Raw genomic sequence first — 23,948 nt, 5'->3', positions numbered from 1 at the left:
AACCTGAAACGATGAAGAAACTTTTGATTCTGGCGGCGCTTGCTGCCCTCTGTATGCCGGCGGTCCGGGCGCAGCAGACGCCCGCCGCACCCCTGCGGGTGATTTTCGATACCGACATGGGCAACGACGTGGATGATCCGCTGGCGCTCGATATGCTTTACAAGGCGGTGGACCGGGGTGAAATCATCCTGCTCGGCATCCTCAGCAGCAAGGATACCGAATTCTCGCCCCGCTATATAGATATGATGAATACGTGGTACGGCTATCCCGAAATACCGGTCGGAAGGGTCCGTGACGGCGTGGTGCTCAAACGCGACGACTACGCGCGCGCTGTCTGCGAGTCGGGACTTTTCCCCCGCAGCCGCAGGGACCGGGACTACGGCGATCCCGTAACCCTTTACCGCCGCCTGCTGGCCGAGAGTCCCGACAGCTCGGTCGTGGTCGTCTCCGTCGGTTTCTCGACCAATCTCGGCCGCCTGCTGGAGAGCTGGGGCGACAAATATTCGCCGCTGGACGGCATCGAACTGGTGAAGCGCAAGGTGAAGTTCTGTTCGGTGATGGGCGGAAGCTTCGGCGACAAGCCCCGCGCCGAATACAATATCGTGAACGACATCCCCAACGCCAAGCGGCTTTTCGCGCTCTGTCCCGTACCCGTGGCGGTCGTGTCGCTCGAACTGGGCAAGACGGTGAATTATCCCGGAGCCAGTATCGAAACCGATTTTGCGTGGGCCGGAAAGCACCCGATGGTCGAGGGCTACAAAGCCTACCGCAAGATGCCTTACGACCGTCCTACATGGGACATGATGTCGGTGCTGTATGTCCTGCGTCCCGAAATGTTCGGGGTGTCCGAACCGGGAATCATCTGCGTGGACGATCAGGGATACACCTATTTCACGCCGACGCCGCGCGGAAAGCATACGGTGCTCACCCTGACGCCCGGACAGCAGGATGCCGTGCTGCGATTCTTCGTGCGGGAGCTCTCTTCGAAGCCTGCGAAGTACAGATAGATACCCCTGCGGTCTGGGAGACGGCTCCTTGGGGGCGCGGTCTTTTGACGAAATAAGCCGGAGTCCGAGACTCCGGCTTATTTCGTGTCCGGGGCTTGGGAGCCCCGTATGCGGTGCGCCGCCCTACCTCACCCGCAGCGAGCGGCCGATGCGCAGCACCGTGGTCGATTTGATATTGTTCATGCGGCAGATGTTGTTTACCGTCGTGCCGTATCTGCGGGCTATTGCACCCAGCGTATCGCCCGACTTGATGCGGTGATACTTCATGGCGGCCTTTTCGGCGGCCTCCTTCTTGTCCTGCTCCTCGTTGGCGATCTCGTCGTCGAAGTCCTGCCCCGCGTTCGAATAGATGCTGAAGAACGATTTCTTCAGCAGGAACGTTTCTCGGCTCAGGATGCCGTTCTTGAAGTCGATCAGCCGTTCGGGGTCGAACGACTGGCCGTAATAGCGCGTCTCGAAATGCAGATGCGGACCCGTCGAGCGTCCCGTCGAGCCGCCCAGACCGATGATCTGTCCCGCTTCGACCCACTGGTTCGGCTCGACCATGCGCTCCGAAAGATGGCCGTAATAGGTCTCCAGCCCGTTGTCGTGGCGGATGATGACCAGATTTCCGTACCCGCCCTTGTTGTATTCCGAGATTCGCACCCGGCCGCAGAATGTGGCGTAAACCGGATCGCCCGTCTTGAGCGGCAGATCGACGCCCTGATGCTGGCGGCGACGGCGCGGACCGTACTTGCCGCGCGGATGCACCGAGCCCTGATACGGGCAGTGGTAGCCGGTCAGCGAGTCGATCAGGTCGATGACCACCGACTGGGGCATCGACGACATGTCTACCTCCTTGTAGGGGAAGAGCGTCTTCGTGTCCCAGTATTTCTCGAAGATGGTGCTGTCCTTGGCCACTTCGCGGTTGCGGACGTATTTCCATGTGTTGTTGCTGTAGAGCACCACCTGCACCGCGTCGTTGCCTGAGTCGAGCGTGTCGAGGACTACGACGTCGTTGGTATCGAAAATCGACTCGATCTGCTTGGGCGCCAGCCGCAGGCGCAGCGCGGCGATGGAATCCACCGCTGCGGCCTCTTCGGGCGACAGGGCTGCGACGTGCAGCGAATCGGTTTTCTCCGCGGCCTGCGGTTCGGCGGCCGCGGCCGTGAGCGCCGCTACGGCGGCCATACATGTAAGGCAGTATTTTTTCATACGCAGTCTATTGTTGTCTGATAAGTTCCTCGGCGGCTTCCAGCGCCTTGTAAAATTCCTCACCGAAGCGTCGCACGATCGGCTCCCTGAGTGCCTTGTAGACCGGGATTCCCAGTTTCCGTCCGCACTCGCGCGCCGGGGCGCACACCGACCAGCGGTGGTAGTTCAACCCTACCGTGCCGTTCGAAAACCGCATGAGCCGGATCGGATATAAATGGCATGAGATCGGCTTGCGGAACGCCGTCTTCCCCTCCAGCCACGCCTTTTCCACGGCGCAGAGCGTGATGCCGTTCTCCCGGTAGGTATAGGCGCACTCGGCGTCGTCGACCAGCGGCGTGGTCAGGTCCCCGTCCTCGTCCACGACCATGAAGCCCTGCCGCTCGACGGCTTCGATGCCTTCGGGCGTCATGTAGGGCTTGTAGGCTTCGTATTCGCGTTCGAGAATATCGACCTCTTCCGCTTCGAGCGGCGCTCCGGCGTTGCCTTCGACGCAGCAGATGCCCTTGCAGGCCGCGATGTCGCATGCGAAGCACTCGCGCAGCAGGTCGGCGCTTACGATTTTGTCGTCTATCTCGATCATTTGCGGCAGGTGTCGGCGATAACGAGGTCGAACATCTCCCCCAGCGTCATGCCCATGGCCTTCGCCTGCTTGGGCACGATGCTTCCCGCACTCATGCCGGGAATGGAGTTGATCTCTATCATATAGGGTTTGCCTTCGGGCGTGACGATGAAATCGACGCGCACCACGCCCGAACAGCGGCACGCCTTGTAGGCGATGCGTGTCATGCGGTGCAGCTCCTCCGCGATTTCGGGTGCGATCTGCGCCGGGGTTATCTCGTCCGAATACCCTTCGGTGTATTTGGCCTGATAGTCGAAGAAGTCCTTCTTGGAGACGATCTCCGTGATCGGGAACAGATATTCCCGGCCCCCCGCCACCATCATGCCGCAGCCCATTTCGCGGCCTTCGATGCACTCTTCGATCAGCACTTCGTCGCTCTGGGCGAAAGCCGCTTCGACGGCGGGCAGCACCTCGTCGCGCGTGTGGACCTTCGTCACGCCGAACGAACTGCCGCTGGCGTTTGGCTTGATGAAAAGCGGAAGCCCGAATTCGGCGATTACTTCGTCCGGGTCCGCGGTCTCGCCCTTGCAGAGGAAAATTTCACGGGCGAGGTTGATGCCGCGGCCCGCCACGGTGCGCTTGGTGGTGACTTTGTCGAACGTGATGACCGAAGAGGTCATCGAACACGACGAATAGGGAACGCCCATCATGTCCAGATAACCCTGCAGCCTGCCGTCCTCGCCGGGCGTGCCGTGGATGATGATCAGCGCATAGTCGAAAACCTTGCGTTCGCCCTCCACCGTCAGCGAGAAGTCGTTCTTGTCCACCTGCCATTGGCGGCCGTCGGGGGCCGTGTAGTGCCAGTCGCGGTGGTGGAGGTCTATGACCGTAATGTCGTATTTTTCGTGGTCCAGCGCCGATTCGATCTGCGCGGCGCTCTGAAGCGCGATTTCCCGTTCGGGCGAATCGCCGCCCGCCATGAGGGCAATCTTCAAACGTGTCATTGTCAGGGGTTGTATATGTCTTTGTATCTGAATTCCAGTATTTCCTGCACCATCTGCGCATACTGCCGCGCTTCGGCGTGGCTGTCGTCCAGCTGCAGCACGCGGTTGAAGTCGTTGAGCGCCGCGCCCCACTCGTTGAGCCGGTAATGGAGTTTGCCGCGCTCGGTGTACAGTTCCGTATTTTCGGGTTCCGCGGCGATCTGCGCCGTCAGTGCGGCCTTGCGTGCCGCCGGGCTCCAAAGCCCTTTGCGGCGGATGTACTCCGCGACTCCCGCGTCGAGCATCTGCGAGACGTCCTCGCCCCGCTCGATCCGTCCGCGCACCTCCGTCGAGGAGAAATCCTGCAGCGGAGCATCCTCCAGCACGGTGATGCGTCCGGCGAAACGCCCGACCTGCTCGCCGCGGCGGGGATAGACGTATATCGGGTATTCGAGTATTTTTTCGTACTCCTTCCAGCCGTCGAGCCGTTCGAGCTGGTCGGCGCCCATCAGGATCGAAAACTCCATCTCCGCGCCGTGGTTCTCGGTCAGATAGCGCAGCGTGTCGATTGTGTACGAGGGTTTGGGCAGCAGAAACTCCACCACCGAAGGTTTGATCCGCTCCGGCAGGCGCGATGCGGCGCAGGCCCTTTCCGCCATCTCGAAGCGGTCCATTTCGGGCGCCAGTTCGGCGGCCCGCTTGTAGGGGCTTTGGGGCGAGACGACGAGCACCGCTTCGTCGCACAATCCCTGCTCCACGACATATTCGGCCAAGGCGATATGGCCTTTGTGTACGGGGTTGAACGACCCGAAATAGAGCATTACGCGTTTCATGACCGGCCGGTTATGAATTCGTCGATGATGCGGGTGGTCTCGGCGATGGCTTCGTCGAGCGAGTCGTTCACGACGATGTGATCGAATTCGGGGGCTTTCGTCAGCTCGAATTCGGCCTTCGCCACGCGGCGGTCGATCACCTCCGGGGCATCCGTGCCGCGGCCTTCGAGCCTGCGGCGCAGCTCCTCGACCGAAGGCGGCATGACGAATATCGAGCATGCGTCGCCGCCGAAGATACGCTTGAGATTGATGCCGCCGATCACGTCCACGTCGAAAACGATGATGTTGCCTTTGGCCCAGATGCGCTCAACTTCCGAGCGCAGCGTGCCGTAGCAGGTGCCTTTGTAAACCTCTTCCCACTCCACGAACCGGTTTTCGGCCACGGCCTGCATGAACTCTTCGTGCGTCATGAAGTGGTAGTCGCAGCCGTGCCGTTCGCATCCGCGGGGTGCGCGGCTGGTCGCCGAAACCGAAAATTCGAACTGCGGAAAACGCTTCAGCAATTCGCGTACGATGGTGGTTTTTCCCGAACCGCTCGGAGCGGAGAATATTACGACCTTGCCCATTATAATATGTTCAGTACCTGTTCCTTGATCTTTTCCAGCTCATCCTTCATCTTGACTACCAGAATCTGGATGTTCGATTCGTTGGCCTTCGACCCCATGGTGTTGATCTCACGGCCCATTTCCTGCGCGATGAAGCCCAGTTTGCGGCCTGCGCCCTCTTCGCCCGCGGCCACTTCGCGGAAGTATCTGCAGTGGTTCGCAAGGCGGACCTTCTCTTCGGTGATGTCGAGCTTTTCGAGGTAGAAGATCATCTCCTGCTCCAGCCTGTTGCGGTCCACGTCGGCCTGCAGCTTTTCGAGGTTGTCCAGAATCCGGGCCTTGATGGTCTCCGTGCGGGCCTTTTCGAAAGGCACGACCTCTTCCTTGTAGCTTTCGATCCTGTCCACGCGGCCGAGCAGGTCGGCGATCAGGATGGCGCCTTCCTGCATGCGGAATGCGTCGAGCCGGGCGGCGGCGGCTTCCGTCGCGGCGATCAGCGCCGCATGCTCCTCGTCGGATATGCTCTCCGTTTCGGTCGATACCACTTCGGGCAGACGCATGATGACGGGCACGATGGCGTCGTAGTCGGCGTCGATGCCCGCGAAGGCCAGCGTGTCGGTCATTTGGCGCAGGTATTCGCGGAACACCTCTTTATTTATACGCGCCGGCGTCTCCACGGCCTGCGACTCGACGGTCACGAAGACATCGACCTTGCCGCGCTGGATCGTGCGGGCGATGATGTTGCGTATTTCGTATTCCGACTGGCGGTATACGGCCGGCAGCCGCAGTCCGAGGTCGAGCTGTTTGGAGTTGAGCGAGCGGATTTCTACCGTGATCTTTTTATTTTGCAGAGCGGCTTCGCCTTTGCCGAAGCCCGTCATCGATTTTACCATTGCGGCGGATGTTAAGTTTCGGCAAAAGTAATAAAAACAATTCAAAAATGCCGGGTGTTCGGGACGCCGGGTGAAATTTCTTTGAACAAGTTTTGCACAAGTGTTGTATTCTCAGGAATATTTTATTTATATTTGTGTTAGCAAACTAACAGAATGGAGTTCCGAAACCCTAAATTCACATCAGAATATTATGAAAAAGCACAATTTCAACGCGGGACCGTCGATCCTTGCAGACGAAGTACTTGAAAATGCGGCCAAAGCGATTATCGATTTCAACGGGTCGGGCCTTTCGCTGCTTTCGATTTCGCACCGCACCAAGGATTTCGACGACGTGATGGCCGAAGCCGACGCGCTTTTCCGCGAGATGCTCGACATTCCTGAGAACTACAAGATTTTCTATATCGGCGGCGGCGCCAGCACCTTCTTTTACGAGGTGCCCGCCAACTTCCTCGGTAAGAAAGCAGGTTACGTGAATACCGGCGTCTGGGCGAAGAAAGCCATGAAGGAGGCCAAGCGTTACGGCGAAGTGGAATTGCTGGCGTCGTCCGAAGACCGCAATTTCACCTATATTCCCAAGGGTTTCGCCATCCCCTCCGATCTGGATTACGTGCATATCACCTCCAACAATACGATCTACGGCACCGAGTACCACGAGGACCTCGTTTCGCCCGTTCCCCTGATCGCCGACATGTCGTCGGACATCCTTTCGCGTCCGGTCGATGTGACCAAGTACGCCATGATCTACGGCGGCGCGCAGAAGAACCTCGCCCCTGCGGGCGTTGCGTTCGCCATCATCCGCGAGGATATGCTCGACAAGATCGTGCGCGACCTGCCGACGATGGTTTCGTTCCGCACCCATGTCGAGAACGGCTCGATGTTCAATACGCCGCCCGTGTTCCCGATCTACGTGCTCAAGGAGACCCTCAAGTGGCTCAAGTCGATCGGCGGCGTTCCCGAAATCTACCGCCGCAATCAGGCCAAGGCCGCGCTGCTCTACGACGAGATCGACCGCAACCCGCTCTTCCGCGGCACGGTGGACAAGGAGGACCGTTCGCTGATGAACATCTGTTTCGTGATGGCCGACGGTTACGAGGAGCTGGCTCCCGAATTCATGGAGGCCGCCAAGAGCCGCGGCATCGTGGGCATCAAGGGCCACCGGCTGGTGGGCGGTTTCCGCGCTTCGTGCTACAACGCACTGCCCGTCGAGAGCGTCAGGGTGCTTGTGGAGTGCATGCAGGAGTTCGCCGCCAAACACGCGAAATAACATCCGTCCATGGCGCATTTTTTTACCTTTACACCGAGGAAACGTGCGGCGTCGGACATAGATTTTATTCATTTAATCGAAAATACAGGTATGAAAATATTGGTTGCGACGGAAAAGCCCTTTGCCAAGAAGGCCGTAGACGGCATCCGTCAGATCGTCGAAGGCGCCGGATACGAACTGGCCCTGCTCGAAAAATATACCGACAAATCGGAACTGCTCTCGGCCGTGGCCGACGTGGATGCGCTGATTATCCGCAGCGACAAGGTGACGGCCGAAGTCATCGAAGCGGCGCGGAACCTCAAGATCGTGGTGCGTGCCGGTGCCGGTTACGACAACGTGGACCTCGCGGCGGCTACCGCACGCGGCATCGTGGTGATGAACACTCCGGGCCAGAACTCCAACGCCGTGGCCGAACTGGCGCTCGCCATGATGATTTTCATGGCCCGCAACGGCTTCACGCCCGGCACGGGTTCCGAGATTCAGGGCAAGACCCTCGGTATCCATGCTTACGGCAACGTGGGCCGGCTGGTGGGCCGCAAGGGCAAGGCGATGGGCATGAACGTGATCGCCTACGATCCTTTTATCACCGATTCGGCCGTTTTCGAGGCCGACGGCGTGAAAAAAGTGAATTCGGTCGAAGAATTGTATAAGAACTCGGACTACCTCTCGCTGCATATCCCCGCGACGGAGCAGACCAAAGGCTCGATCGGCTACGACCTGCTGATGTCGATGCCCAAGGGCGCGACGCTGGTCAATACCGCCCGCAAGGAGGTGATTGACGAGCAGGGAGTGATGAAGGCCCTGACCGAACGCGAAGACCTGAAATACATTACCGACATCGCCGCCGGCATCCAGTCCGAGCTGAACGAAAAATTCGGCAGGCGGGTGTTCGCCACGGCGAAGAAGATGGGCGCCGAGACCGCCGAAGCCAACATCAACGCCGGCCTTGCCGCCGCGAATCAGATCGTGGACTTCTTCAAGAACGGCAATACCCGGTTTCAGGTGAACAAATAGTGTATAACATATGAATCATAACATATGGTAAGAATCAAACCTTTCCGGGGAATACGCCCCCCGAAACAGTACGCTTCCGAGGTGGCGTCGCGTCCCTACGACGTGCTGAACTCCGCCGAGGCGAAGGCCGAAGCCACCGAGCGTTCGCTGCTGCACATCATCAAGCCCGAAATCGACTTCGACCCCATTGCGGACGAACATTCGCAGGAGGTTTACGACAAGGCCGTCGAAAACTTCCGCGCATGGCGCGAAAAGGGCTGGCTCGAACAGGATCCCGAAGAGTACTATTATATCTATGCGCAGACGATGGACGGCCGTACGCAGTATGGTCTGACGATGTGCTGCAACTACGAGGATTACCTTTCGGGCGCGATCAAGAAGCACGAACTGACGCGCCCCGACAAGGAGGAGGACCGCATGATCCACGTCCGCAACCAGAAAGCCAATATCGAACCGGTGTTTTTCGCCTATCCCGACAACGCCGAGATCGACGCCATCGTGGCCGGCGTGGTGGAAAACAACGCTCCTGAGTACGATTTTACGGCCGCCGACGGCTTCGGACATAAGTTGTGGGTGATTCGCGACAGGAAGACCAACAACCGTATTACGGAGATTTTCAAGGATATTCCGGCGCTGTACGTCGCCGACGGCCATCACCGCACGGCCGCCGCGGCGCGTGTGGGACAGGAGTGCCAGCGCAGGAATCCCGACCATACGGGTTGTGAGGAGTACTGCTACTTCCTTGCCGTGACCTTCCCCGCGGGCCAGCTACGCATCATCGACTACAACCGCGTGGTGAAGGACCTGAACGGTCTGACCTCCGCCCAGCTGCTCGAAAAGCTGGCCGAAAACTTCACCGTCGAGGACAAGGGCGCCGAAGAGTACCGCCCTTCGGGACTGCATAACTTCTCGATGTACCTCGACGGCCGTTGGTACAGCCTGACGGCCAAGCCCGGCACTTACGACGACAACGACCCGATCGGGGTGCTGGACGTCACGGTGCTGTCGAATCTGGTGCTGGACCGGATTCTGGACATCAAAGACCTGCGCACTTCGAAGCGGATCGACTTCGTGGGCGGCATTCGCGGTCTGGGCGAGCTGAAACGCCGCGTGGACAGCGGCGAGATGAAGGCGGCTTTCGCCCTCTATCCCGTCTCGATGCAGCAGCTCATCAACATCGCCGACACGGGCAACATCATGCCTCCGAAGACGACGTGGTTCGAGCCGAAACTCCGCTCCGGCGTGGTGATCCACTCCTTCGAGGAGTAGCCGCCGTCCGCGTTCGATTGAAAGACAGCCTTTTCGGGCTGTCTTTTTTTTGCGGATGCGCCGGAATCGCTATCTTGCAGTAATGCTGGTCTTTTCCGTGTGGAGCCTCTTTTTCCTCGTCTGGTTCTGCATCGGCGGCCATAGGGGCGAAAATAAATACGGACCCGATCCCAAGGCGGAATAAAACCTCCGAAATGTTTTGTGTGCAGAGCGTTCGGGATGCTGGATTCCGGCCGCACTGCTTTCACTTATCCGTTTTTCGTGATAAGATTTGTTGCATTCGTTTAGAATCTTCGGGATTTTTTTATATATTTGTAAGGAACTTAACAAAACTACGGCTTATGGCTAAAATAAAAGGAACAGTCGTTGTCGATAAGGAACGCTGCAAAGGATGCGGAGTGTGCGTCGCTTCGTGTCCGTGCAATGTGCTGGGCATGTCGGCTGAGGTGAACAGCAAGGGCTACCCCGTGGCCCGGATGGCAAATCCCGACGCCTGCATAGGCTGCGCTTCGTGCGCGGTGATTTGCCCGGACAGCGTCATCACGGTTTATCGTCAAAAAATCGAGTAAGCTATGGCAGAGAAAGAGGTAAAACTGATGAAAGGCAACGAAGTGATCGCCCATGCGGCGATCCGTTACGGTTGCGACGGATATTTCGGCTACCCGATCACGCCCCAGTCGGAGGTGATGGAGACGCTGATGGAACTCAAACCGTGGGAAACCACGGGCATGGTCGTGCTGCAGGCCGAATCGGAGATCTCGTCGATCAACATGGTCTACGGCGGCGCATCGACCGGCAAACGGGTGATGACCTCCTCGTCTAGCCCCGGCGTCAGCCTGATGTCCGAGGGGCTTAGCTATCTGGCGGGCGCCGAGCTGCCCTGCCTGATTATCAACTGCCAGCGCGGCGGTCCGGGGCTGGGCACCATCCAGCCTTCGCAGGGCGACTATTTCCAAGCCTGCAAGGGCGGCGGTCACGGCGACTTCCACCTGATCGTGCTGGCGCCCAATTCCGTGCAGGAGATGCACGACCACGTGGCCGTCGCGTTCGATCTGGCGTTCAAGTACCGCAATCCGGCGCTGATTTTGGCCGACGGCGCCATCGGACAGATGATGGAGAAAGTGGTGCTCGCGCCGCAGCGTCCCCGCAAGACCGACGAGGAGATCGCCGCCGAGTGCAAGTCGTGGGCGACCTACGGCAAACCCGCCGACCGTCAGCGCAATATCGTGACATCGCTGGAACTGCAGTCCGAGAAGATGGAGATCATCAACAAACGCCTTCAGGAGAAATACAAGGCCCTCGAAGAGAACGAGGTGCGCTACGAAGCGATCGACTGCGACGATGCCGATTACGTCATCGTGGCGTTCGGCTCGTCGGCCCGCATCTGCTCGGCCACGGTCGAGATGGCGCGCGCCGAAGGACTCAAGGTCGGCCTGCTGCGTCCGATCACCCTCTACCCTTTCCCCAAGAAGCCGCTTGCCGAACTGGCCGCGCGCGGCGTGAAGGGCTTCCTCTCCGCCGAGCTGAATGCGGGTCAGATGGTCGAGGACGTTCGGCTGGCCGTGAACGGCGCGGCTCCCGTCGAGCATTTCGGCCGTCAGGGCGGTATGATGTTCGCCCCCGACGAGGTGCTTGCCGCACTCAAGGAAAAACTGATTAAAAAGTAAAGACTATGGCAGAGGTTGAAATCAAAAAGGAGAATCTGGTTTATGTCAAACCGAAGCTCATTACCGACAACGTCATGCACTACTGCCCCGGCTGTAGTCACGGTACGGTACACAAACTGATTGCGGAGGTCATCGAAGAGATGGGTCTCGAAGAGAAGACCGTGGGCGTTTCGCCCGTGGGCTGCTCCGTATTCGCATACAATTACATCGACATCGACTGGATCGAAGCGGCGCATGGACGCGCGCTGGCCGTCGCTACGGCCGTCAAACGGCTGCATCCCGGCAATCTGGTCTTCACCTATCAGGGCGACGGCGACCTGTCGGCCATCGGTACCGCGGAGTCGATCCATGCGGCCGCCCGCGGCGAGAATGTCGTGGCGGTCTACATCAACAACGCCATCTACGGCATGACGGGCGGCCAGATGGCTCCGACTACCCTGCTGGGCATGAAGACCGCGACGACCCCCTACGGCCGCGATCCGCGTCTGAACGGCTATCCCTACAAGATCGCCGAGATGATGGCCCACCTCGACGGCGCTACCTTTATCACGCGTCAGAGCGTGCATACGCCGGCTAACGTGCGCAAGTGCAAGAAGGCGATCCGCAAGGCGTTCGAGAATTCGATGGCCGGCAAAGGCTTCTCGCTGGTCGAGGTCGTTTCGACCTGCAACAGCGGCTGGAAACTTTCGCCCGTCGCGTCGAACGAGTGGCTTGAGCAGAACATGCTGCCCTTCTATCCGCTGGGCGATATCAAGGACGTAAAATAAGAGGACCGATATGAAAGAGACTTTAATTATCGCAGGATTCGGAGGACAGGGCGTCCTCTCGATGGGCAAGATACTGGCCTATTCGGGCGTCATGCAGGATTTCGAAGTTACGTGGATGCCCTCTTACGGTCCCGAAATGCGCGGCGGCACGGCCAACGTGACGGTGATCCTTTCGGACCGGAAGATTTCGTCGCCTATCGCCCATGAATTCGATACGGCGATCATCCTGAATCAGCAGTCGATGGAGAAATTCGAACCGATGGTAAAGCCGGGCGGCGTGCTGATCTACGATACCAACGGCATCACGCGCCACCCCGTGCGTACCGACATCGAGGTTTACTCGATCGACGCCACGGCCGAGTGCGCGAAGATGGGCCAGGCCAAGCTGTTCAACACGATGATCCTGGGCGGGTATCTGAAAGTGCGCCCCGTGGTCGAGATGGAGAATGTGATGGTCGGGTTGAAAAAGTCGCTTCCCGAACGTGCGTGGAAGATGCTCCCGGCCAACGAGGAGGCCATCCGCCACGGCGGCGAGATCATCCGCAAGGTGCGATGATGCTATTATGGTATTGATTGAAAAACGGGAAACAAAAATGTTTCCCGTTTTTGCTATTTCATGTTTCCACTATTAATTTTATGCGAGGGAATGTCAACACCGTATTGGCGCTTAAAAGCTTCTTTGACGGCTTCTCTTCCGGCATTAGTGAACATGGGATTAATATGATTCCCAACAATATTGACCCCGGTTCCTTTTGATATTTTGGTGCCATCGGGTAAAAGAATGTCGAACAATGTTTTGATAATCCAAGTTGCCATAATACAAAATTAGAAGTTTGAAAAAAAGAGAGAGGCATATAAAAAACGCAGGCTAAACTTTTATTTGCTTATCGAGGTCTTCGACTACCTTGCAGACAAATAAATGAGTAAAGCCCACGTTGGAACGTGAGCGTTTACACTTTACTCTTGTCTGCTCTGAAATTGTCGAAGTTTCGATAAGCAAGAAATAAAGCTAACGCTTTTTATATGTATGTACCGGCGCTTTTAGTGCGGAGACGGTACGTGTGTTTCGATAAGTTAATCATTACTATATATCCATAGGCAACGCTTTTTAGAGTTATTCGAACAAATATACGAATAATTTCAAAAAGTGAAGTCTCCGAATGCCGCTTTTTCGCATTTTTCGGACCGGACGTATTGGTTGCCTTTTGCGGTCGTAAGCGAATCCGCCGTTTGTGTAGACCGATCCGTACAGGAACGTAAATCGGTGAATAACATATTCTTAAAATTATTATCTTAGCGTACGACGAAGAATTTGCGGATGCGGGGCATTGATTTTGCATGTCCGGACATATACATTAAATCATTCAGTTATGGACAAGAACGAACAGCAAATGCCGCGTCTGGGCGAACCCGTTCCGGCATTCGAAGCGATGACGACGCAGGGGAAGGTCAGCTTCCCGGCCGATTACAAAGGCAAATGGGTGATTCTTTTCAGCCACCCTGCCGATTTCACGCCTATCTGCACCTCGGAGGTGCTTACTTTCGGCGCCCGCACTGCGGAGTTCAAGGCGCTGAACTGCGAGCTGATCGGTCTTTCGGTGGACAGCCGCAACAGCCATATCGCGTGGCTGCGCACGATCCGCGAAAAGATCGAATACAAGGGCATGAAGGATATAAAGGTGGAATTTCCGATTATCGACGACGTGTCGATGAAGGTTGCCAATCTCTACGGCATGATCCAGCCCGGCGAAAGCCAGACCGCTGCCGTGCGCGCCGTGTTCTTCGTCGATCCCAAGGGCGTGCTGCGGGCGATGATCTATTATCCGCTGGCGCTGGGCCGCAATTTCGACGAAATCAAGCGCGTGCTGGTGGGCCTGCAGGCCATCGACGCGTTCGGCGTGGCGATGCCGGCCGATTGGCGTCCGGGCGACGAGGTGATCGTTCCGATGAAGGGCGAGGACATGAACGACCAGCCTGAAGGCGTGAAGTGCTATGACTGGTTCTTCTGCACGCGCCCGCTGCCGAAGGAAGAGATCGAAAAGAAACTCGGCAAAGGATACGAAATCAAAGGATAATCGAAAGGGGCTTGCGCAAGCCCCTTTTTTATTGATATATTCCTGCCGATCGCCGGATGAGGTTATTTCTGAAACCGGTACTGTCCGATCTCCCGCAGTCCGAGCAGCAGCTCGCGCACCGGAAGCCGTTTTTTACCGGCTATCTGCAACTCGCCGAGGGTGATCCACCCGTCGGCGCATGCCACGCGGATAAAGGTGCGTCCGTCGCTTTCGACGGCTCCTGCCGCTTCGTTGTGCGCCGCCGCTTCGAACGCCGCCGCATAAATTTTCGCCGTGAGGGATGCCGTTTCGCCCTCTTTGCGCATTTCGGTCCATGCGGCCGGATAGGGCGAAAGCCCGCGCACGAAGTTCACGATCCGCCGTCCCTCCCACGACCAGTCGATCCGGCAGTCTTCCTTGAAGATTTTGGGCGCAGGATGCAGGCGGCTCTCGTCGATTCCCGTCTGCTCCATGGGCTGGACATCCCCTGCGGCGATGCGGTCCACGGTCTCGGTCACGAGCGCCGTTCCGGTGTGCATCAGTTTGTCGTACATCGTGCCCACGTTGTCTTTCGGAAGAATCGGCACGCGCACCTGCGCGATGATCGCGCCTTTGTCTATTTCGTGGTTGAGCAGGAACGTTGTGACGCCGGTCTCGGTTTCGCCGTTGATGACGGCCCAGTTGATCGGCGCAGCCCCGCGGTACTGCGGAAGCAGCGAGGCGTGCAGGTTGAACGTTCCCAGCCGCGGCATGGCCCAGATCACTTCGGGAAGCATGCGGAACGCGATGACGATCCCCAGATCGGGTTTCAGCGCCTGCATGGCTTCGACGAACTCCGGCGCTTTCAGCTTTTCGGGCTGCAATACCGGAAGTCCCAGTTCGAGCGCGGCCAGCTTGACCTCGCTCTGATGCAGTTTCTGGCCCCGTCCGGCGGGTTTGTCGGGCGTCGTGACCACGGCCACGACGTTGTAGCCCCCGGCGACCAGCGCCCGGAGCGACGGTACGGCGAATTCGGGCGTACCCATAAATACGATGCGCAGCTCTTTCGGATTCATTCTTCTTCGTGTGTTATATTTGGAATGCGGGCCTTCTGAGCCGGGTTATTTCTTGTCCAGTCCGAGCGTGTGGTGCATGCGCTCCTCCTTCGTCTTCAGGTAGCGCAGGTTGTGCTCGTTGGGGGCGATGACCACCGGCACGATCTCGTCGATCCGCAGTCCGTAGCCCTCCAGCCCGGCCCTTTTGAGCGGGTTGTTGGTCATCAGCCGCATGTGCTTGATGCCCATTTCGCGGATGATGCTCGCGCCGATGCCGTAGTCGCGCTCGTCCACGCCGAAGCCCAGCTGCACGTTGGCGTCCACGGTGTCCAGTCCCTCGTCCTGAAGCTTGTATGCCTTGATTTTGTTGCAGAGTCCGATGCCGCGCCCCTCCTGCTGGAGGTAGATGATCGCGCCCTTACCCTCCTTTTCGATCATGCGCATCGCTTCGTGCAGCTGGTCGCCGCAGTCGCAGCGGCACGAGCCGAAGATGTCGCCCGTGGCGCATGACGAGTGTACGCGGGTCAGCACCGGTTCGTCCTCGGTCCATTCGCCTTTGGTCAGCGCCACATGCTCCAGCCCGTTGCTCTTCTGGCGGAACGGCGTGATGCGGAAATCGCCCCATGCGGTCGGCAGGTCCACGGTTTCGCCCTTCTCGACGATGGATTCCTCCTTCAGCCGGTATGAGATCAGCGACGCGATCGAGATGATTTTGAGGTCGAATTTCTTGGCGATCTCGATCAGCTGCGGCAGACGGGCCATCGTGCCGTCTTCGTTCATGATTTCGATCAGCGCACCCGCGGGCTGCAAGCCTGCCAGCCGCGCAAGGTCGATCGCCGCTTCGGTATGTCCCGGACGGCGGAGTACGCCTTTCTGGCGTGCGCGCAGGGGGTTGATATGTCCCGGACGGCCCAAGTCCGTGGCCCGCGTGGCCGGGTCGGCCAGCGCGCGGATCGTCGCCGCACGGTCGTGGATCGAGACGCCCGTTGTGCAGTCGTGGCCCAGCAGATCGACGGTCACTGTAAAGGGAGTCCCCAGCAGCGAGGTGTTGTTCTCCTCCATCATGTTGAGGCCGAGTTCGGCGCAGCGGTCCTCCGAAAGCGGTGCGCAGAGTACGCCGCGGCCCTCCTTGAGCATGAAATTCACGATTTCGGGGGTTATTTTCTCCGCCGCTACGATGAAGTCGCCTTCGTTTTCGCGGTCTTCGTCATCGACGACGATCACTATTTTGCCGTTGCGGAAATCTTCGATAACCTCTTCCACACTATTCAGAATCGTGCTTTTTGCCATTTCGTTTGAGTTTTATAGCGTTTTTCAATTTGTTGATCGCGGGTCGCATGCGTTCGTAGAGCGCCTTGAATTTTCCGGCGTACCAGTCCGTGTCGAGCAGCGCCGAGTCGTTCGTGGCCTTGTAGGTCAGGTAGATCGCTATGGGCGTGAGGATGAACGTCGAGAGCCACATGCCGTATACGGCGTCCCAGCTCCCCTCCTTGGCCAGTTTCTCGCCTGACAGGCTGATGATGTAGTAGATCACGAAGAAGATGATCGACACGACGACCGGAAGTCCCAGTCCGCCCTTGCGGATGATGGCGCCGAGCGGTGCGCCGATCAGGAAGAAGATCATGATCGACACCGGCAGCGACATCTTCTTGTGCCATTCGACTTTGCTGCGGTAGAGCTGGTTGAGCGCCTCTTTTGCCGCCGACTCGTCGAACGAGAACATGTTGCGGGAGTTCTTGGCCAGCGTGCGCGCCTGATTCCATACGCGCTCCTTTTCCCGCATCTGCAGCGTAGCGATGGAGTCCATCGTCGCCATGTCGCGGAACCGGCTCTTGTCGATGCGGAGACTGTCGGGCTGCGGGAGCACCGAGTTGTCGCGGGAGAAAATCTGCTCCTTGAGCAGCGGTTCGTACGAGCGCGTCGTCGCGCTGTTCACCATTTTTTCGAGCGAGTCGATGTCGTGCTGCAGCTCGTTGATATTCTTCGTCTGGCTGTTCGAAAACTGGTTGGCGTCGGTGCGGCCCATCGCGAAGCCCTCCATCGGGATCACCTGATCCTGCTTTTCGAAGATATGGTGGCGCAGTTTGCTCTGGGTGAACCACTGGCTGCTGCGGGTCTGCTCGTAGGTCTCGCCGTTGAAAAGCGTCACCAGCAGGTATTTCTTGTCGTCCGAAAGACGGATGTATCCCGAATCGGCCACGATGGTGTTCATGTCGCCGTTGGCCGCGCGGTTGTCGTATATCAGCACGTCGTGCAGCAGATGCGTTTCGGGTTCCTGCCTGCTGACGCGGATCGACATGTTGTCGATGCCGTTGAAGAACAGTCCGTCCTGAAATTCGAGACTCTGTTTCTGCTGGCGGATGTCGTACAGGATGCTGAACACCTTTTTGTTGGCGTACGGCACGAGGTTGTTGCCGATGAAGAAGCTGCCCACGGAGATCAGGCTTACCAGAATAATCAGCGGCTTGGTGATGCGTATGAGCGACATGCCGGCCGACTTCATGGCCAGCAGCTCGTAGTTCTCTCCCAGATTGCCCATGGTCATGATGGCCGCCAGCAGCATGGCCAGCGGCAGTCCCAGCGGGATCATGTTGGCCATGAAGTAGGTCATCAGCTCGATGATGATGCCTGCGCTGAGTCCTTTGCCCACCAGCTCGTCGATGTAACGCCACACGATGTTCATCATCAGGACGAACATCACGATGAAAAACGTGAGGACCATCGGCCCCAAGTAGGCTTTCAGTACGAGTTTATGGATGGTTTTCATGCGGCGGCACCGGCTTTTTTGTTACGCAAAGGTAATAGTTTTACTACAATAAGCGTAAGGGTGAGTGTAAATATTATGGCTGCTCCGGGCGGAACTTCGAAATTGTAGCTTGCGACGAGTCCGGCGACGTTGCCCGCCACGGCGACCAGCGGCGCGCAGAGCGCGATGGTCCGGTACGAGCGCGAGAGCGAATTGACTATGGCAACGGGCATCGTGAGCAGCGAAATCAGCAGGACGATTCCCATGATGCGGATCGAGAGGACGATCGTCACGGCGATCAGCGCCGCCATCACGTAGGAGATCACGCGGGTCGGAATGCCCCGGCTGCGGGCGAAATCGCGGTCGAAGGCCACGTACATCACCGGCCGCAGCCATAGCAGCGCTCCGGCGATGATGAACAGCGTCAGAGCGGTCAGCGCCGCGACGTCGCCGTGTGTCACGGTGACGATGCTGCCGAACAGGTATGCGGAGAGATCGCCCGACGTGTAGCCCGGCCGCAGGCTCATGAAGAGCGCGCCGACGGCCATGCCCACCGACCAGATGATGCCGATGGCCGAATCTTCGCGGATGCGGCCCCTGCTGCCGGCCCATTCGATGCCCAGCGCCGAGAGTACGGCGAAGATCATCGCCCCGGCGATCGGGTCGGTGCCGAGGTAAAACGCGATGCCCAGTCCGCCGAACGAGGAATGCGTGATGCCTCCGGCGAGGAAAACCATCCGGCGGCATACGACATAGGTGCCTATCACGCCGCACGTTATGCCCGAAAGGACACACGCCGCCAGCGCGTTCGACAAGTAGCCGTATTGAATCAGGTCGCTGAAAAATTCCATGCCTCGCTCCTTATATTGCGCGCAAATTTACGCTTTTTTCTCGGAAAAGCCCTCCCTTTTCGCACAGTTTTCGTAATTTCGCCCGGTAAATAACGACAATTTATGCAACAACGCAGAGTAAATTTCCACACCCTCGGCTGCAAACTCAACTTTTCGGAAAGCTCGACCCTCGCGCGGGAGTTCGAGCGCGGCGGTTTCGTGCGCGTCGCACCCGACGCCGAGGCCGACATATGCGTCATCAACAGCTGTTCGGTCACGGAACACGCCGACAAGAAATGCCGCAACCTGATCCGCAAACTCCACCGCCGCAATCCCGGTGCCATCATCGCCGTGACGGGCTGTTACGCGCAGCTCAAACCGCAGGAAATAGCGGCAATCGAAGGTGTTGATATCGTGCTGAGCAATAATGATAAAGGAATGTTATATAAACGGGTGGTCGAACTCTCCGGCAAGGGCCGTGCGCAGATCTACAGTTGCGATACCGAATCGCTCACTTCGTTCTTTGCGGCCTTTTCGAGCGGCGACCGCACGCGCGCTTTCCTCAAGGTGCAGGACGGCTGCGACTACAAGTGCGCCTACTGTACGATCCACTATGCCCGCGGCGGCAGCCGCAATATGCCGATCGCGGACCTCGTCGCCGAAGCCCGCCAGATCGCCGCGGCCGGACAGAAGGAGATCGTCATCACGGGAATCAACACGGGGGATTTCGGCCGTACGACGGGCGAGCGTTTCATCGACCTGCTGCGTGCGCTCAACGAAGTCGAAGGCATCGAACGCTACCGGATTTCGTCCATCGAACCTAATCTTCTAACGGACGAAATCATAGCGTTTTGCGCCGCGTCACCTAAATTCCAGCATCACTTCCATATTCCGCTCCAGAGCGGCTCGGACAAAATTCTCGGACTGATGCGCCGCCGCTATACCACGGCGCGTTTCGCCGACCGCATCGCCGCCGTGCGGGCGCTGATGCCCGACGCCTTCATCGGCATCGACGTCATCGTCGGCTTTCCCGGCGAAACCGAGGAGGATTTCCGCACGACGTACGATTTTCTGGAGGGACTCAAGCCCGCTTTCCTTCACATATTTCCTTTTTCGGAGCGTCCCGGAACGCCTGCCGTCGATATGCCCGGCAAGGTGCAGCCGTCGGTGGCGACGCGCCGCGTCGCCGAACTGGAAGAACTTTGCGGGCGGCTGCACGGCGCATTCTGCGCCAAAGCCGTCGGCTCCGAGGATACCGTGCTGTTCGAAAGCACCCTGCGCGGCGGCATGATGTTCGGCTATACGGGCAGCTACCGCCGGGTGAAGGCCCCCTACGACCGGACGCGCATCAACGCCATTTGCCGGGTGCGCTTCGGGGCGATGGACGAATCTCACGATCTGATGGGTGATATTCTCGATTAATTCACTATATTTGCATTGATAAAATCAAAAGAAGTATGACGGGTATGCGCAGAAGAGTGACGATCGGTTTTTTGAGTATCGTCTGCCTGCTGTTTTTTTCGGGGATGGTCTCGTTCGTGGAACTGAGCCACCTGAGCCGCGATACGGGCGAAATCCTGAAGGCCAACAAGCGTAATATCGAGCTGGCCAAGGAGATGCTCGACGCCGCCTATGAGCAGAACGTGGCGCTTATCCGCCTTTCGGTGTTCGGAGACAACTCCTACGACAGCCTTTGCCGGTCGAGTATGGAGCGGCTTGAGAACACGCTGCTCGTGGCCCAGAGCGAAGCCCTCGACAAGTCGTTTCTCGACTCGCTGGCTTTCGCGACGACCGAGCTGCGCCTGCTGACCGACAACTACCTCGCTTTCGGAGCGCATGCCGCGGCGAATCCGGCCGCGCCCGATTCGGTGGGCCGCAGCTGGTATGACAGCGAATACGAAGTCCTCTACGGCCGTCTGACCGCTGCCATCAAGAACTATATGACTTCGACGCAGAGTTCGCTGGCTCCGCGTGCCGAGCAGATGAAGAAAAACGCCTACCGGGCCGTTACGCCGGTGCTGATCTCGCTCGTGGTGATGATCGCCATCGTGCTGATGCTCTACTACTTCATGTCGGTCTACTGCGTCAACCCCATCATCCGGATGAACAAGGGGCTGGGCGACTACCTCTCGTTCCGCGTGCCGTTCGCCGTCAAGGCCGACTGCAAGGACGAGGTCTTGGAGCTGAAGGAGAAGATCGAGACCCTGATAACCGTTTCCAAGCAGCCAAAATCCTGATTGCGATGCGAGTAGACGTGGTTTTGCGATATGTCGGGGTCGTGATGCTTTTCATTGCGCTGTTCATGCTGTTGTCGGCGGGGATTTCCTTTGTCAGCGGCATGGATTCGGCGTTCTATCCCCTGCTGCTCGCGTCGCTGCTCACGGCCCTCTTGGGGGCGTTTCCGCTGATCTTCGTCGAACGTACGCAGCAGATCACCAACAAGGAGGGATTCTGCATCGTGGTCGGCTCGTGGCTGGTCGCCTGTCTGGTCGGCATGTTCCCCTACCTGATCTGGGGCGGGGAGTTCAGTCTGGTGAACGCTTGGTTCGAAAGCGTTTCGGGCTTTACGACGACCGGATCGACGATCCTGAACGATATCGAGGTGCTGCCGCGGGGGCTGCAGTTCTGGCGCATGTCCTCGACGTGGATCGGGGGTATGGGCGTAGTCATGTTCGCCCTGCTGATCCTCCCCTCGCTGGGGCGCAACAAGATGACGCTGTCGAGCGTCGAGCTTTCGACCTTGGCCAAGGATAATTACCGCTACCGGACCCAGATCATCGTGCAGATACTGCTGGTAGTCTATGTGGGGCTTACGGTGCTGACGACGGTGCTGCTCAAAATGGCGGGCATGAACTGGTTCGATTCGCTCTGCCACGCCATGTCGGCGTGCGCCACGAGCGGTTTCTCGACCAAGAACGCCAGCATCGCCTATTTCAACAGTCCGATGATCGATACGATCCTGATCTTCGCCATGGCTACGGCGGGTATCCACTTCGGACTGATCTATGCGACGGTGACCGGCAAACGCAACAACATATTCCGTTCGGAGGTGACGCGCTGGTACCTCGTCATGCTGCTGGGCGGCGGCCTGCTGATCGCCGTCAGTCTCTTCGCCGCCAACATATACCCTACGTTTTCGGCCGCGTTCCATCATGCGCTTTTCCAGTTCGTGTCGCTTGTTACGACGACGGGATTCGCCACGGCCGACTCCAACCAATGGACGTCGTTTGCGGTTATCCTGCTGATTTTCGGTTCGATCGTGTGTGCCTGCGCGGGTTCCACCGCGGGCGGCATCAAGACCAACCGGCTGGTGCTGGCGATGAAGATGATGCGCACGCGCCTGCGCCAGCAGCAGCACCCCAACGCGATCATCCGCATCAAGCTGGACGGGGTCATTCAGGAGAACGAAGCGCTCCATTCGGTCATGATATTTATCGTCGCATACCTGATGCTGATTCTCGCCGGCACGGTGCTGGGGACGATGTTCGGCGTCGATCTGATGACCAGCTTCTCCGGCTCGGTGGCTTCGATCGGCAATGTCGGTCCCGGATTCGGCCAAGTCGGGGCGATGGATAATTTTTCGTCCGTGCCGGGCGTTTTCAAGATATCCAGTTCGCTGCTGATGCTTCTGGGGCGTCTGGAGATTTTCGGGCTTATACAACTCTTTTTCATTAAATGGTGGAGGTAACCGGAATGTTGGTTCGTAAAACTTGCATATTGTTTCTGTTCGCGGCGCTTCTGGGCGCCGGAAGCCTGCGTGCGCAGCAGCTTTCAGTCGAAGCCCGCATCGCGGGGCTCGAAAGCAACGAGGAGTATATGTCGCTTCTGCGCGAGGATGCGCAGCTGCAGATGCGCGAAGATTCGATCGTCAATGCCGTGGAACGCGCCCGGCGGCAGCTGCGCGAGAACCCGGCGGCCCGCCAGCAGTATTCGCAGGATATTCTGCAGCTCGAAAGCCGGATATTCGAAATCCGCAATGCTAAGGGCCGCCTGATCGACCGTATCAACACCATCGAGCAGGAGTGGGTGCTCGCCAACCTGAACGGCGCGGCGTCGCAGCCGGCGGGGCCTGCCGCGGAAAATCCGGCGGCGGAGATTCCCGATTCGCTCAAGGTGCGCAATCTGGTCAGCAATCCCTATTTCCGGGAACAGCTCCCGGAGGCCGACTATGCCGCGCTCGTCGAAGCGCAGCGGCTGGAATTCGATGCCGTGGATTACGTGAACCGCTATTTTGCCAATTACGGCACGATTTCCGAGCTGGCCGAAGCCTACGCCGCGGCTCAGGCCGAAGCCGATGCGGCGGAGATTTACGACAAATACAAGACTCTGCAGGGCTTCAACCGCGTGCTGGCCGATTCGCTCTCCGACGCATGGAACTACATCTTCGACAACAAGAGCTATGCTTACGGCTACCTGATGGACAAGCTGGGGCGGGACGAGATTCTTTCCCGCGAGGAGGAGCGGCTCTCGGAGGCCGCCCGTCAGCTCTCGGAACTGCGCGGCGAGACCGCTTCGGACGCCGTGACCGACTATTTCCTGCGCAAGAAGGTGCTCGTCGGGTATGAAACCTCCGTGGCCGATATGCTGGGGCTGACCTCCGCGCGCGATTCGCTGCGTGGCGTGACGGCGCAGCTGGAGGGCATCGACTTCCGGCTGCCCCGGATCGACGTCGCAGAGCGTTATTTCCTCGATTACGACAGCGTTTCCTTCTCCTCGACGCCGAAGTACAGCTATCAGCACCCCATTCCCGAATGCAAGGTCTACGAGCACGGGACGATATACCGCATCCTGCTCGGCACGTTCAATACCAAGCGCGCCGTATCGACCTTCCGGGGCGCTTACCCGCTCTCCTATCTGGTCAACGATGACAGGAAATGGTGTTACTACGCCGGAGGTTTCGCCACGAGGGAGGAGGCCGAAGCGGCCCAAAAGCTGCTGAAGGCCCGCGGTTTCGTCCGCCCCGAAATCGTCGTGTGGACCGACGGCGAGTACCGCAATCTTTCGAAGGACCCCGAAGCGCAGCATATCGCCTACCGGGTCGAGATCGTCAGCTCCGAAGCGCTTTCCGACGCGGTGAAGGCGGCGATTACGGATACGGCCGAGGGGTGCGAGCTTTCGCGCGTGGGACAGCAGCTCTTCGTCGTCGGGACGTTCGACGACAAGGCCGTGGCCGACCGCGTGGCGGCCGCGGTGACGCAGACCGACCCGGCTTTGGAAATAAAAGTCGCTGAAATTGCGGAATAATTGATTTTAATTCCTATCTTTAGTCCAATATTCAACAACTTCCCT

At 58.4% G+C, this 23,948-nt stretch carries 24 protein-coding genes; 13 read left to right on the top strand and 11 right to left on the bottom strand.

All coding sequences use genetic code 11. The features are described from left to right. The first annotated feature begins 11 nt into the window (after positions 1-11). Entirely contained in the window at positions 12-1,007 is a 996-nt protein-coding gene (locus ALFI_RS16015; RefSeq protein WP_014776583.1) for a nucleoside hydrolase, read from the top strand. Between the two features lie 123 nt (positions 1,008-1,130). Here ALFI_RS16015 and ALFI_RS16010 read toward each other — a convergent pair whose 3' ends face one another. The 6 genes from ALFI_RS16010 to ALFI_RS15985 are packed head-to-tail and all read right to left on the bottom strand — an operon-like array spanning position 1,131 to position 6,002. Then, entirely contained in the window at positions 1,131-2,177 is a 1,047-nt protein-coding gene (locus tag ALFI_RS16010) for a peptidoglycan DD-metalloendopeptidase family protein (protein ID WP_014776582.1), read from the bottom strand. A gap of 31 nt (positions 2,178-2,208) precedes the next feature. Next, entirely contained in the window at positions 2,209-2,781 is a 573-nt protein-coding gene (locus ALFI_RS16005; protein ID WP_014776581.1) for a DUF3109 family protein, read from the bottom strand. Further along, positions 2,778-3,764 (bottom strand): D-alanine--D-alanine ligase, encoded by a 987-nt coding sequence (locus tag ALFI_RS16000; protein WP_009598162.1) that lies wholly within the window; start codon positions 3,762-3,764, stop codon positions 2,778-2,780. The genes ALFI_RS16005 and ALFI_RS16000 overlap by 4 nt, the downstream gene beginning before the upstream one ends. A 2-nt stretch (positions 3,765-3,766) precedes the next feature. Beyond that, positions 3,767-4,576, bottom strand: a complete 810-nt coding sequence (gene nadD, locus ALFI_RS15995; protein ID WP_009598231.1) for a nicotinate (nicotinamide) nucleotide adenylyltransferase — start codon at positions 4,574-4,576, stop codon at positions 3,767-3,769. Then, positions 4,573-5,142 (bottom strand): guanylate kinase, encoded by a 570-nt coding sequence (gene gmk / locus ALFI_RS15990; protein ID WP_009598274.1) that lies wholly within the window; start codon positions 5,140-5,142, stop codon positions 4,573-4,575. The genes nadD and gmk overlap by 4 nt, the downstream gene beginning before the upstream one ends. Next, complete coding sequence (locus ALFI_RS15985; protein WP_014776579.1) at positions 5,142-6,002, bottom strand: YicC/YloC family endoribonuclease; 861 nt, start codon at positions 6,000-6,002, stop codon at positions 5,142-5,144. The genes gmk and ALFI_RS15985 overlap by 1 nt, the downstream gene beginning before the upstream one ends. Positions 6,003-6,204: 202 nt before the next feature. Between ALFI_RS15985 and serC the strand changes: the two genes are divergently transcribed. The 7 genes from serC (at position 6,205) to ALFI_RS15950 (ending at position 12,551) form a co-directional block, all read left to right on the top strand. Next, entirely contained in the window at positions 6,205-7,278 is a 1,074-nt protein-coding gene (gene serC / locus ALFI_RS15980; RefSeq protein ID WP_014776578.1) for a 3-phosphoserine/phosphohydroxythreonine transaminase, read from the top strand. Positions 7,279-7,368: 90 nt separating this feature from the next. Continuing rightward, complete coding sequence (locus ALFI_RS15975) at positions 7,369-8,292, top strand: 3-phosphoglycerate dehydrogenase (protein ID WP_014776577.1); 924 nt, start codon at positions 7,369-7,371, stop codon at positions 8,290-8,292. A 24-nt stretch (positions 8,293-8,316) separates the two neighbouring features. Beyond that, the gene (locus tag ALFI_RS15970) at positions 8,317-9,561 is read left to right on the top strand and encodes a DUF1015 domain-containing protein (protein WP_014776576.1); all 1,245 of its coding nucleotides are present in this window, start codon (positions 8,317-8,319) and stop codon (positions 9,559-9,561) included. A 341-nt stretch (positions 9,562-9,902) separates the two neighbouring features. Further along, complete coding sequence (locus ALFI_RS15965) at positions 9,903-10,130, top strand: 4Fe-4S binding protein (RefSeq protein ID WP_009598251.1); 228 nt, start codon at positions 9,903-9,905, stop codon at positions 10,128-10,130. A gap of 3 nt (positions 10,131-10,133) precedes the next feature. Next, the gene (locus ALFI_RS15960; protein ID WP_014776575.1) at positions 10,134-11,228 is read left to right on the top strand and encodes a 3-methyl-2-oxobutanoate dehydrogenase subunit VorB; all 1,095 of its coding nucleotides are present in this window, start codon (positions 10,134-10,136) and stop codon (positions 11,226-11,228) included. Between the two features lie 5 nt (positions 11,229-11,233). Continuing rightward, entirely contained in the window at positions 11,234-11,995 is a 762-nt protein-coding gene (locus ALFI_RS15955) for a thiamine pyrophosphate-dependent enzyme (RefSeq protein ID WP_014776574.1), read from the top strand. Positions 11,996-12,005: 10 nt separating this feature from the next. Next, a complete protein-coding gene (locus ALFI_RS15950) occupies positions 12,006-12,551 on the top strand; it encodes a 2-oxoacid:acceptor oxidoreductase family protein (RefSeq protein WP_014776573.1) in 546 nt (181 codons plus the stop codon). 53 nt (positions 12,552-12,604) lie between these two features. Here ALFI_RS15950 and ALFI_RS17100 read toward each other — a convergent pair whose 3' ends face one another. After that, positions 12,605-12,811, bottom strand: coding sequence for a DUF6140 family protein (locus tag ALFI_RS17100; RefSeq protein ID WP_021979595.1), 207 nt, complete (start codon positions 12,809-12,811; stop codon positions 12,605-12,607). Positions 12,812-13,365: 554 nt separating this feature from the next. On the opposite strand from ALFI_RS17100, the gene ALFI_RS15945 reads away from it, so the two are divergent. Beyond that, positions 13,366-14,070 (top strand): peroxiredoxin, encoded by a 705-nt coding sequence (locus tag ALFI_RS15945; protein ID WP_014776571.1) that lies wholly within the window; start codon positions 13,366-13,368, stop codon positions 14,068-14,070. A gap of 62 nt (positions 14,071-14,132) precedes the next feature. Here ALFI_RS15945 and fmt read toward each other — a convergent pair whose 3' ends face one another. The 4 genes from fmt to ALFI_RS15925 are packed head-to-tail and all read right to left on the bottom strand — an operon-like array spanning position 14,133 to position 18,680. Further along, positions 14,133-15,104, bottom strand: a complete 972-nt coding sequence (gene fmt / locus ALFI_RS15940) for a methionyl-tRNA formyltransferase (protein ID WP_014776570.1) — start codon at positions 15,102-15,104, stop codon at positions 14,133-14,135. 45 nt (positions 15,105-15,149) lie between these two features. Beyond that, positions 15,150-16,373 carry a bifunctional 3,4-dihydroxy-2-butanone-4-phosphate synthase/GTP cyclohydrolase II gene (locus tag ALFI_RS15935; RefSeq protein ID WP_014776569.1) on the bottom strand — a complete coding sequence of 408 codons (1,224 nt, stop codon included), beginning with the start codon at positions 16,371-16,373 and terminating at the stop codon, positions 15,150-15,152. Further along, on the bottom strand, positions 16,348-17,850 hold the full coding sequence (locus ALFI_RS15930; RefSeq protein ID WP_014776568.1) for an LptF/LptG family permease: 1,503 nt from the start codon (positions 17,848-17,850) through the stop codon (positions 16,348-16,350). The genes ALFI_RS15935 and ALFI_RS15930 overlap by 26 nt, the downstream gene beginning before the upstream one ends. Further along, positions 17,847-18,680, bottom strand: a complete 834-nt coding sequence (locus ALFI_RS15925) for a metal ABC transporter permease (protein WP_009598273.1) — start codon at positions 18,678-18,680, stop codon at positions 17,847-17,849. Before ALFI_RS15925 ends, ALFI_RS15930 begins: the two co-directional genes overlap by 4 nt. A gap of 102 nt (positions 18,681-18,782) precedes the next feature. Between ALFI_RS15925 and mtaB the strand changes: the two genes are divergently transcribed. From mtaB to ALFI_RS15905, 4 genes are read left to right on the top strand one after another with little or no spacing between them, the layout of a single operon-like run. Then, a complete protein-coding gene (gene mtaB, locus ALFI_RS15920; protein WP_009598199.1) occupies positions 18,783-20,081 on the top strand; it encodes a tRNA (N(6)-L-threonylcarbamoyladenosine(37)-C(2))-methylthiotransferase MtaB in 1,299 nt (432 codons plus the stop codon). A 35-nt stretch (positions 20,082-20,116) separates the two neighbouring features. Next, positions 20,117-20,896: a hypothetical protein gene (locus ALFI_RS15915; RefSeq protein ID WP_009598253.1), complete on the top strand. Its 780-nt coding sequence runs from the start codon at positions 20,117-20,119 to the stop codon at positions 20,894-20,896. A 5-nt stretch (positions 20,897-20,901) separates the two neighbouring features. Beyond that, a complete protein-coding gene (locus ALFI_RS15910) occupies positions 20,902-22,347 on the top strand; it encodes a TrkH family potassium uptake protein (RefSeq protein WP_014776567.1) in 1,446 nt (481 codons plus the stop codon). Beyond that, positions 22,335-23,903, top strand: coding sequence for an SPOR domain-containing protein (locus tag ALFI_RS15905; protein ID WP_014776566.1), 1,569 nt, complete (start codon positions 22,335-22,337; stop codon positions 23,901-23,903). The genes ALFI_RS15910 and ALFI_RS15905 overlap by 13 nt, the downstream gene beginning before the upstream one ends. The last annotated feature ends 45 nt before the right edge of the window (positions 23,904-23,948 follow it).

This window comes from Alistipes finegoldii DSM 17242 (genome assembly GCF_000265365.1).
In the GTDB taxonomy this organism is placed as follows: Bacteria; Bacteroidota; Bacteroidia; order Bacteroidales; family Rikenellaceae; genus Alistipes; species Alistipes finegoldii.
This window is presented reverse-complemented; position numbering and strand designations above follow the sequence as displayed.

Bases quoted from the DNA above. Each gene is read 5' to 3' on its own strand.
- ALFI_RS16015 (WP_014776583.1), top strand. From the start codon at position 12: ATGAAGAAACTTTTGATTCTGGCGGCGCTTGCTGCCCTCTGTATGCCG.
- ALFI_RS16010 (WP_014776582.1), bottom strand. From the start codon at position 2,177: ATGGCCGCCGTAGCGGCGCTCACGGCCGCGGCCGCCGAACCGCAGGCC.
- ALFI_RS16005 (WP_014776581.1), bottom strand. From the start codon at position 2,781: ATGATCGAGATAGACGACAAAATCGTAAGCGCCGACCTGCTGCGCGAG.
- ALFI_RS16000 (WP_009598162.1), bottom strand. From the start codon at position 3,764: ATGACACGTTTGAAGATTGCCCTCATGGCGGGCGGCGATTCGCCCGAA.
- nadD (WP_009598231.1), bottom strand. From the start codon at position 4,576: ATGAAACGCGTAATGCTCTATTTCGGGTCGTTCAACCCCGTACACAAA.
- gmk (WP_009598274.1), bottom strand. From the start codon at position 5,142: ATGGGCAAGGTCGTAATATTCTCCGCTCCGAGCGGTTCGGGAAAAACC.
- ALFI_RS15985 (WP_014776579.1), bottom strand. From the start codon at position 6,002: ATGACGGGCTTCGGCAAAGGCGAAGCCGCTCTGCAAAATAAAAAGATC.
- serC (WP_014776578.1), top strand. From the start codon at position 6,205: ATGAAAAAGCACAATTTCAACGCGGGACCGTCGATCCTTGCAGACGAA.
- ALFI_RS15975 (WP_014776577.1), top strand. From the start codon at position 7,369: ATGAAAATATTGGTTGCGACGGAAAAGCCCTTTGCCAAGAAGGCCGTA.
- ALFI_RS15970 (WP_014776576.1), top strand. From the start codon at position 8,317: ATGGTAAGAATCAAACCTTTCCGGGGAATACGCCCCCCGAAACAGTAC.
- ALFI_RS15965 (WP_009598251.1), top strand. From the start codon at position 9,903: ATGGCTAAAATAAAAGGAACAGTCGTTGTCGATAAGGAACGCTGCAAA.
- ALFI_RS15960 (WP_014776575.1), top strand. From the start codon at position 10,134: ATGGCAGAGAAAGAGGTAAAACTGATGAAAGGCAACGAAGTGATCGCC.
- ALFI_RS15955 (WP_014776574.1), top strand. From the start codon at position 11,234: ATGGCAGAGGTTGAAATCAAAAAGGAGAATCTGGTTTATGTCAAACCG.
- ALFI_RS15950 (WP_014776573.1), top strand. From the start codon at position 12,006: ATGAAAGAGACTTTAATTATCGCAGGATTCGGAGGACAGGGCGTCCTC.
- ALFI_RS17100 (WP_021979595.1), bottom strand. From the start codon at position 12,811: ATGGCAACTTGGATTATCAAAACATTGTTCGACATTCTTTTACCCGAT.
- ALFI_RS15945 (WP_014776571.1), top strand. From the start codon at position 13,366: ATGGACAAGAACGAACAGCAAATGCCGCGTCTGGGCGAACCCGTTCCG.
- fmt (WP_014776570.1), bottom strand. From the start codon at position 15,104: ATGAATCCGAAAGAGCTGCGCATCGTATTTATGGGTACGCCCGAATTC.
- ALFI_RS15935 (WP_014776569.1), bottom strand. From the start codon at position 16,373: ATGGCAAAAAGCACGATTCTGAATAGTGTGGAAGAGGTTATCGAAGAT.
- ALFI_RS15930 (WP_014776568.1), bottom strand. From the start codon at position 17,850: ATGAAAACCATCCATAAACTCGTACTGAAAGCCTACTTGGGGCCGATG.
- ALFI_RS15925 (WP_009598273.1), bottom strand. From the start codon at position 18,680: ATGGAATTTTTCAGCGACCTGATTCAATACGGCTACTTGTCGAACGCG.
- mtaB (WP_009598199.1), top strand. From the start codon at position 18,783: ATGCAACAACGCAGAGTAAATTTCCACACCCTCGGCTGCAAACTCAAC.
- ALFI_RS15915 (WP_009598253.1), top strand. From the start codon at position 20,117: ATGACGGGTATGCGCAGAAGAGTGACGATCGGTTTTTTGAGTATCGTC.
- ALFI_RS15910 (WP_014776567.1), top strand. From the start codon at position 20,902: ATGCGAGTAGACGTGGTTTTGCGATATGTCGGGGTCGTGATGCTTTTC.
- ALFI_RS15905 (WP_014776566.1), top strand. From the start codon at position 22,335: ATGGTGGAGGTAACCGGAATGTTGGTTCGTAAAACTTGCATATTGTTT.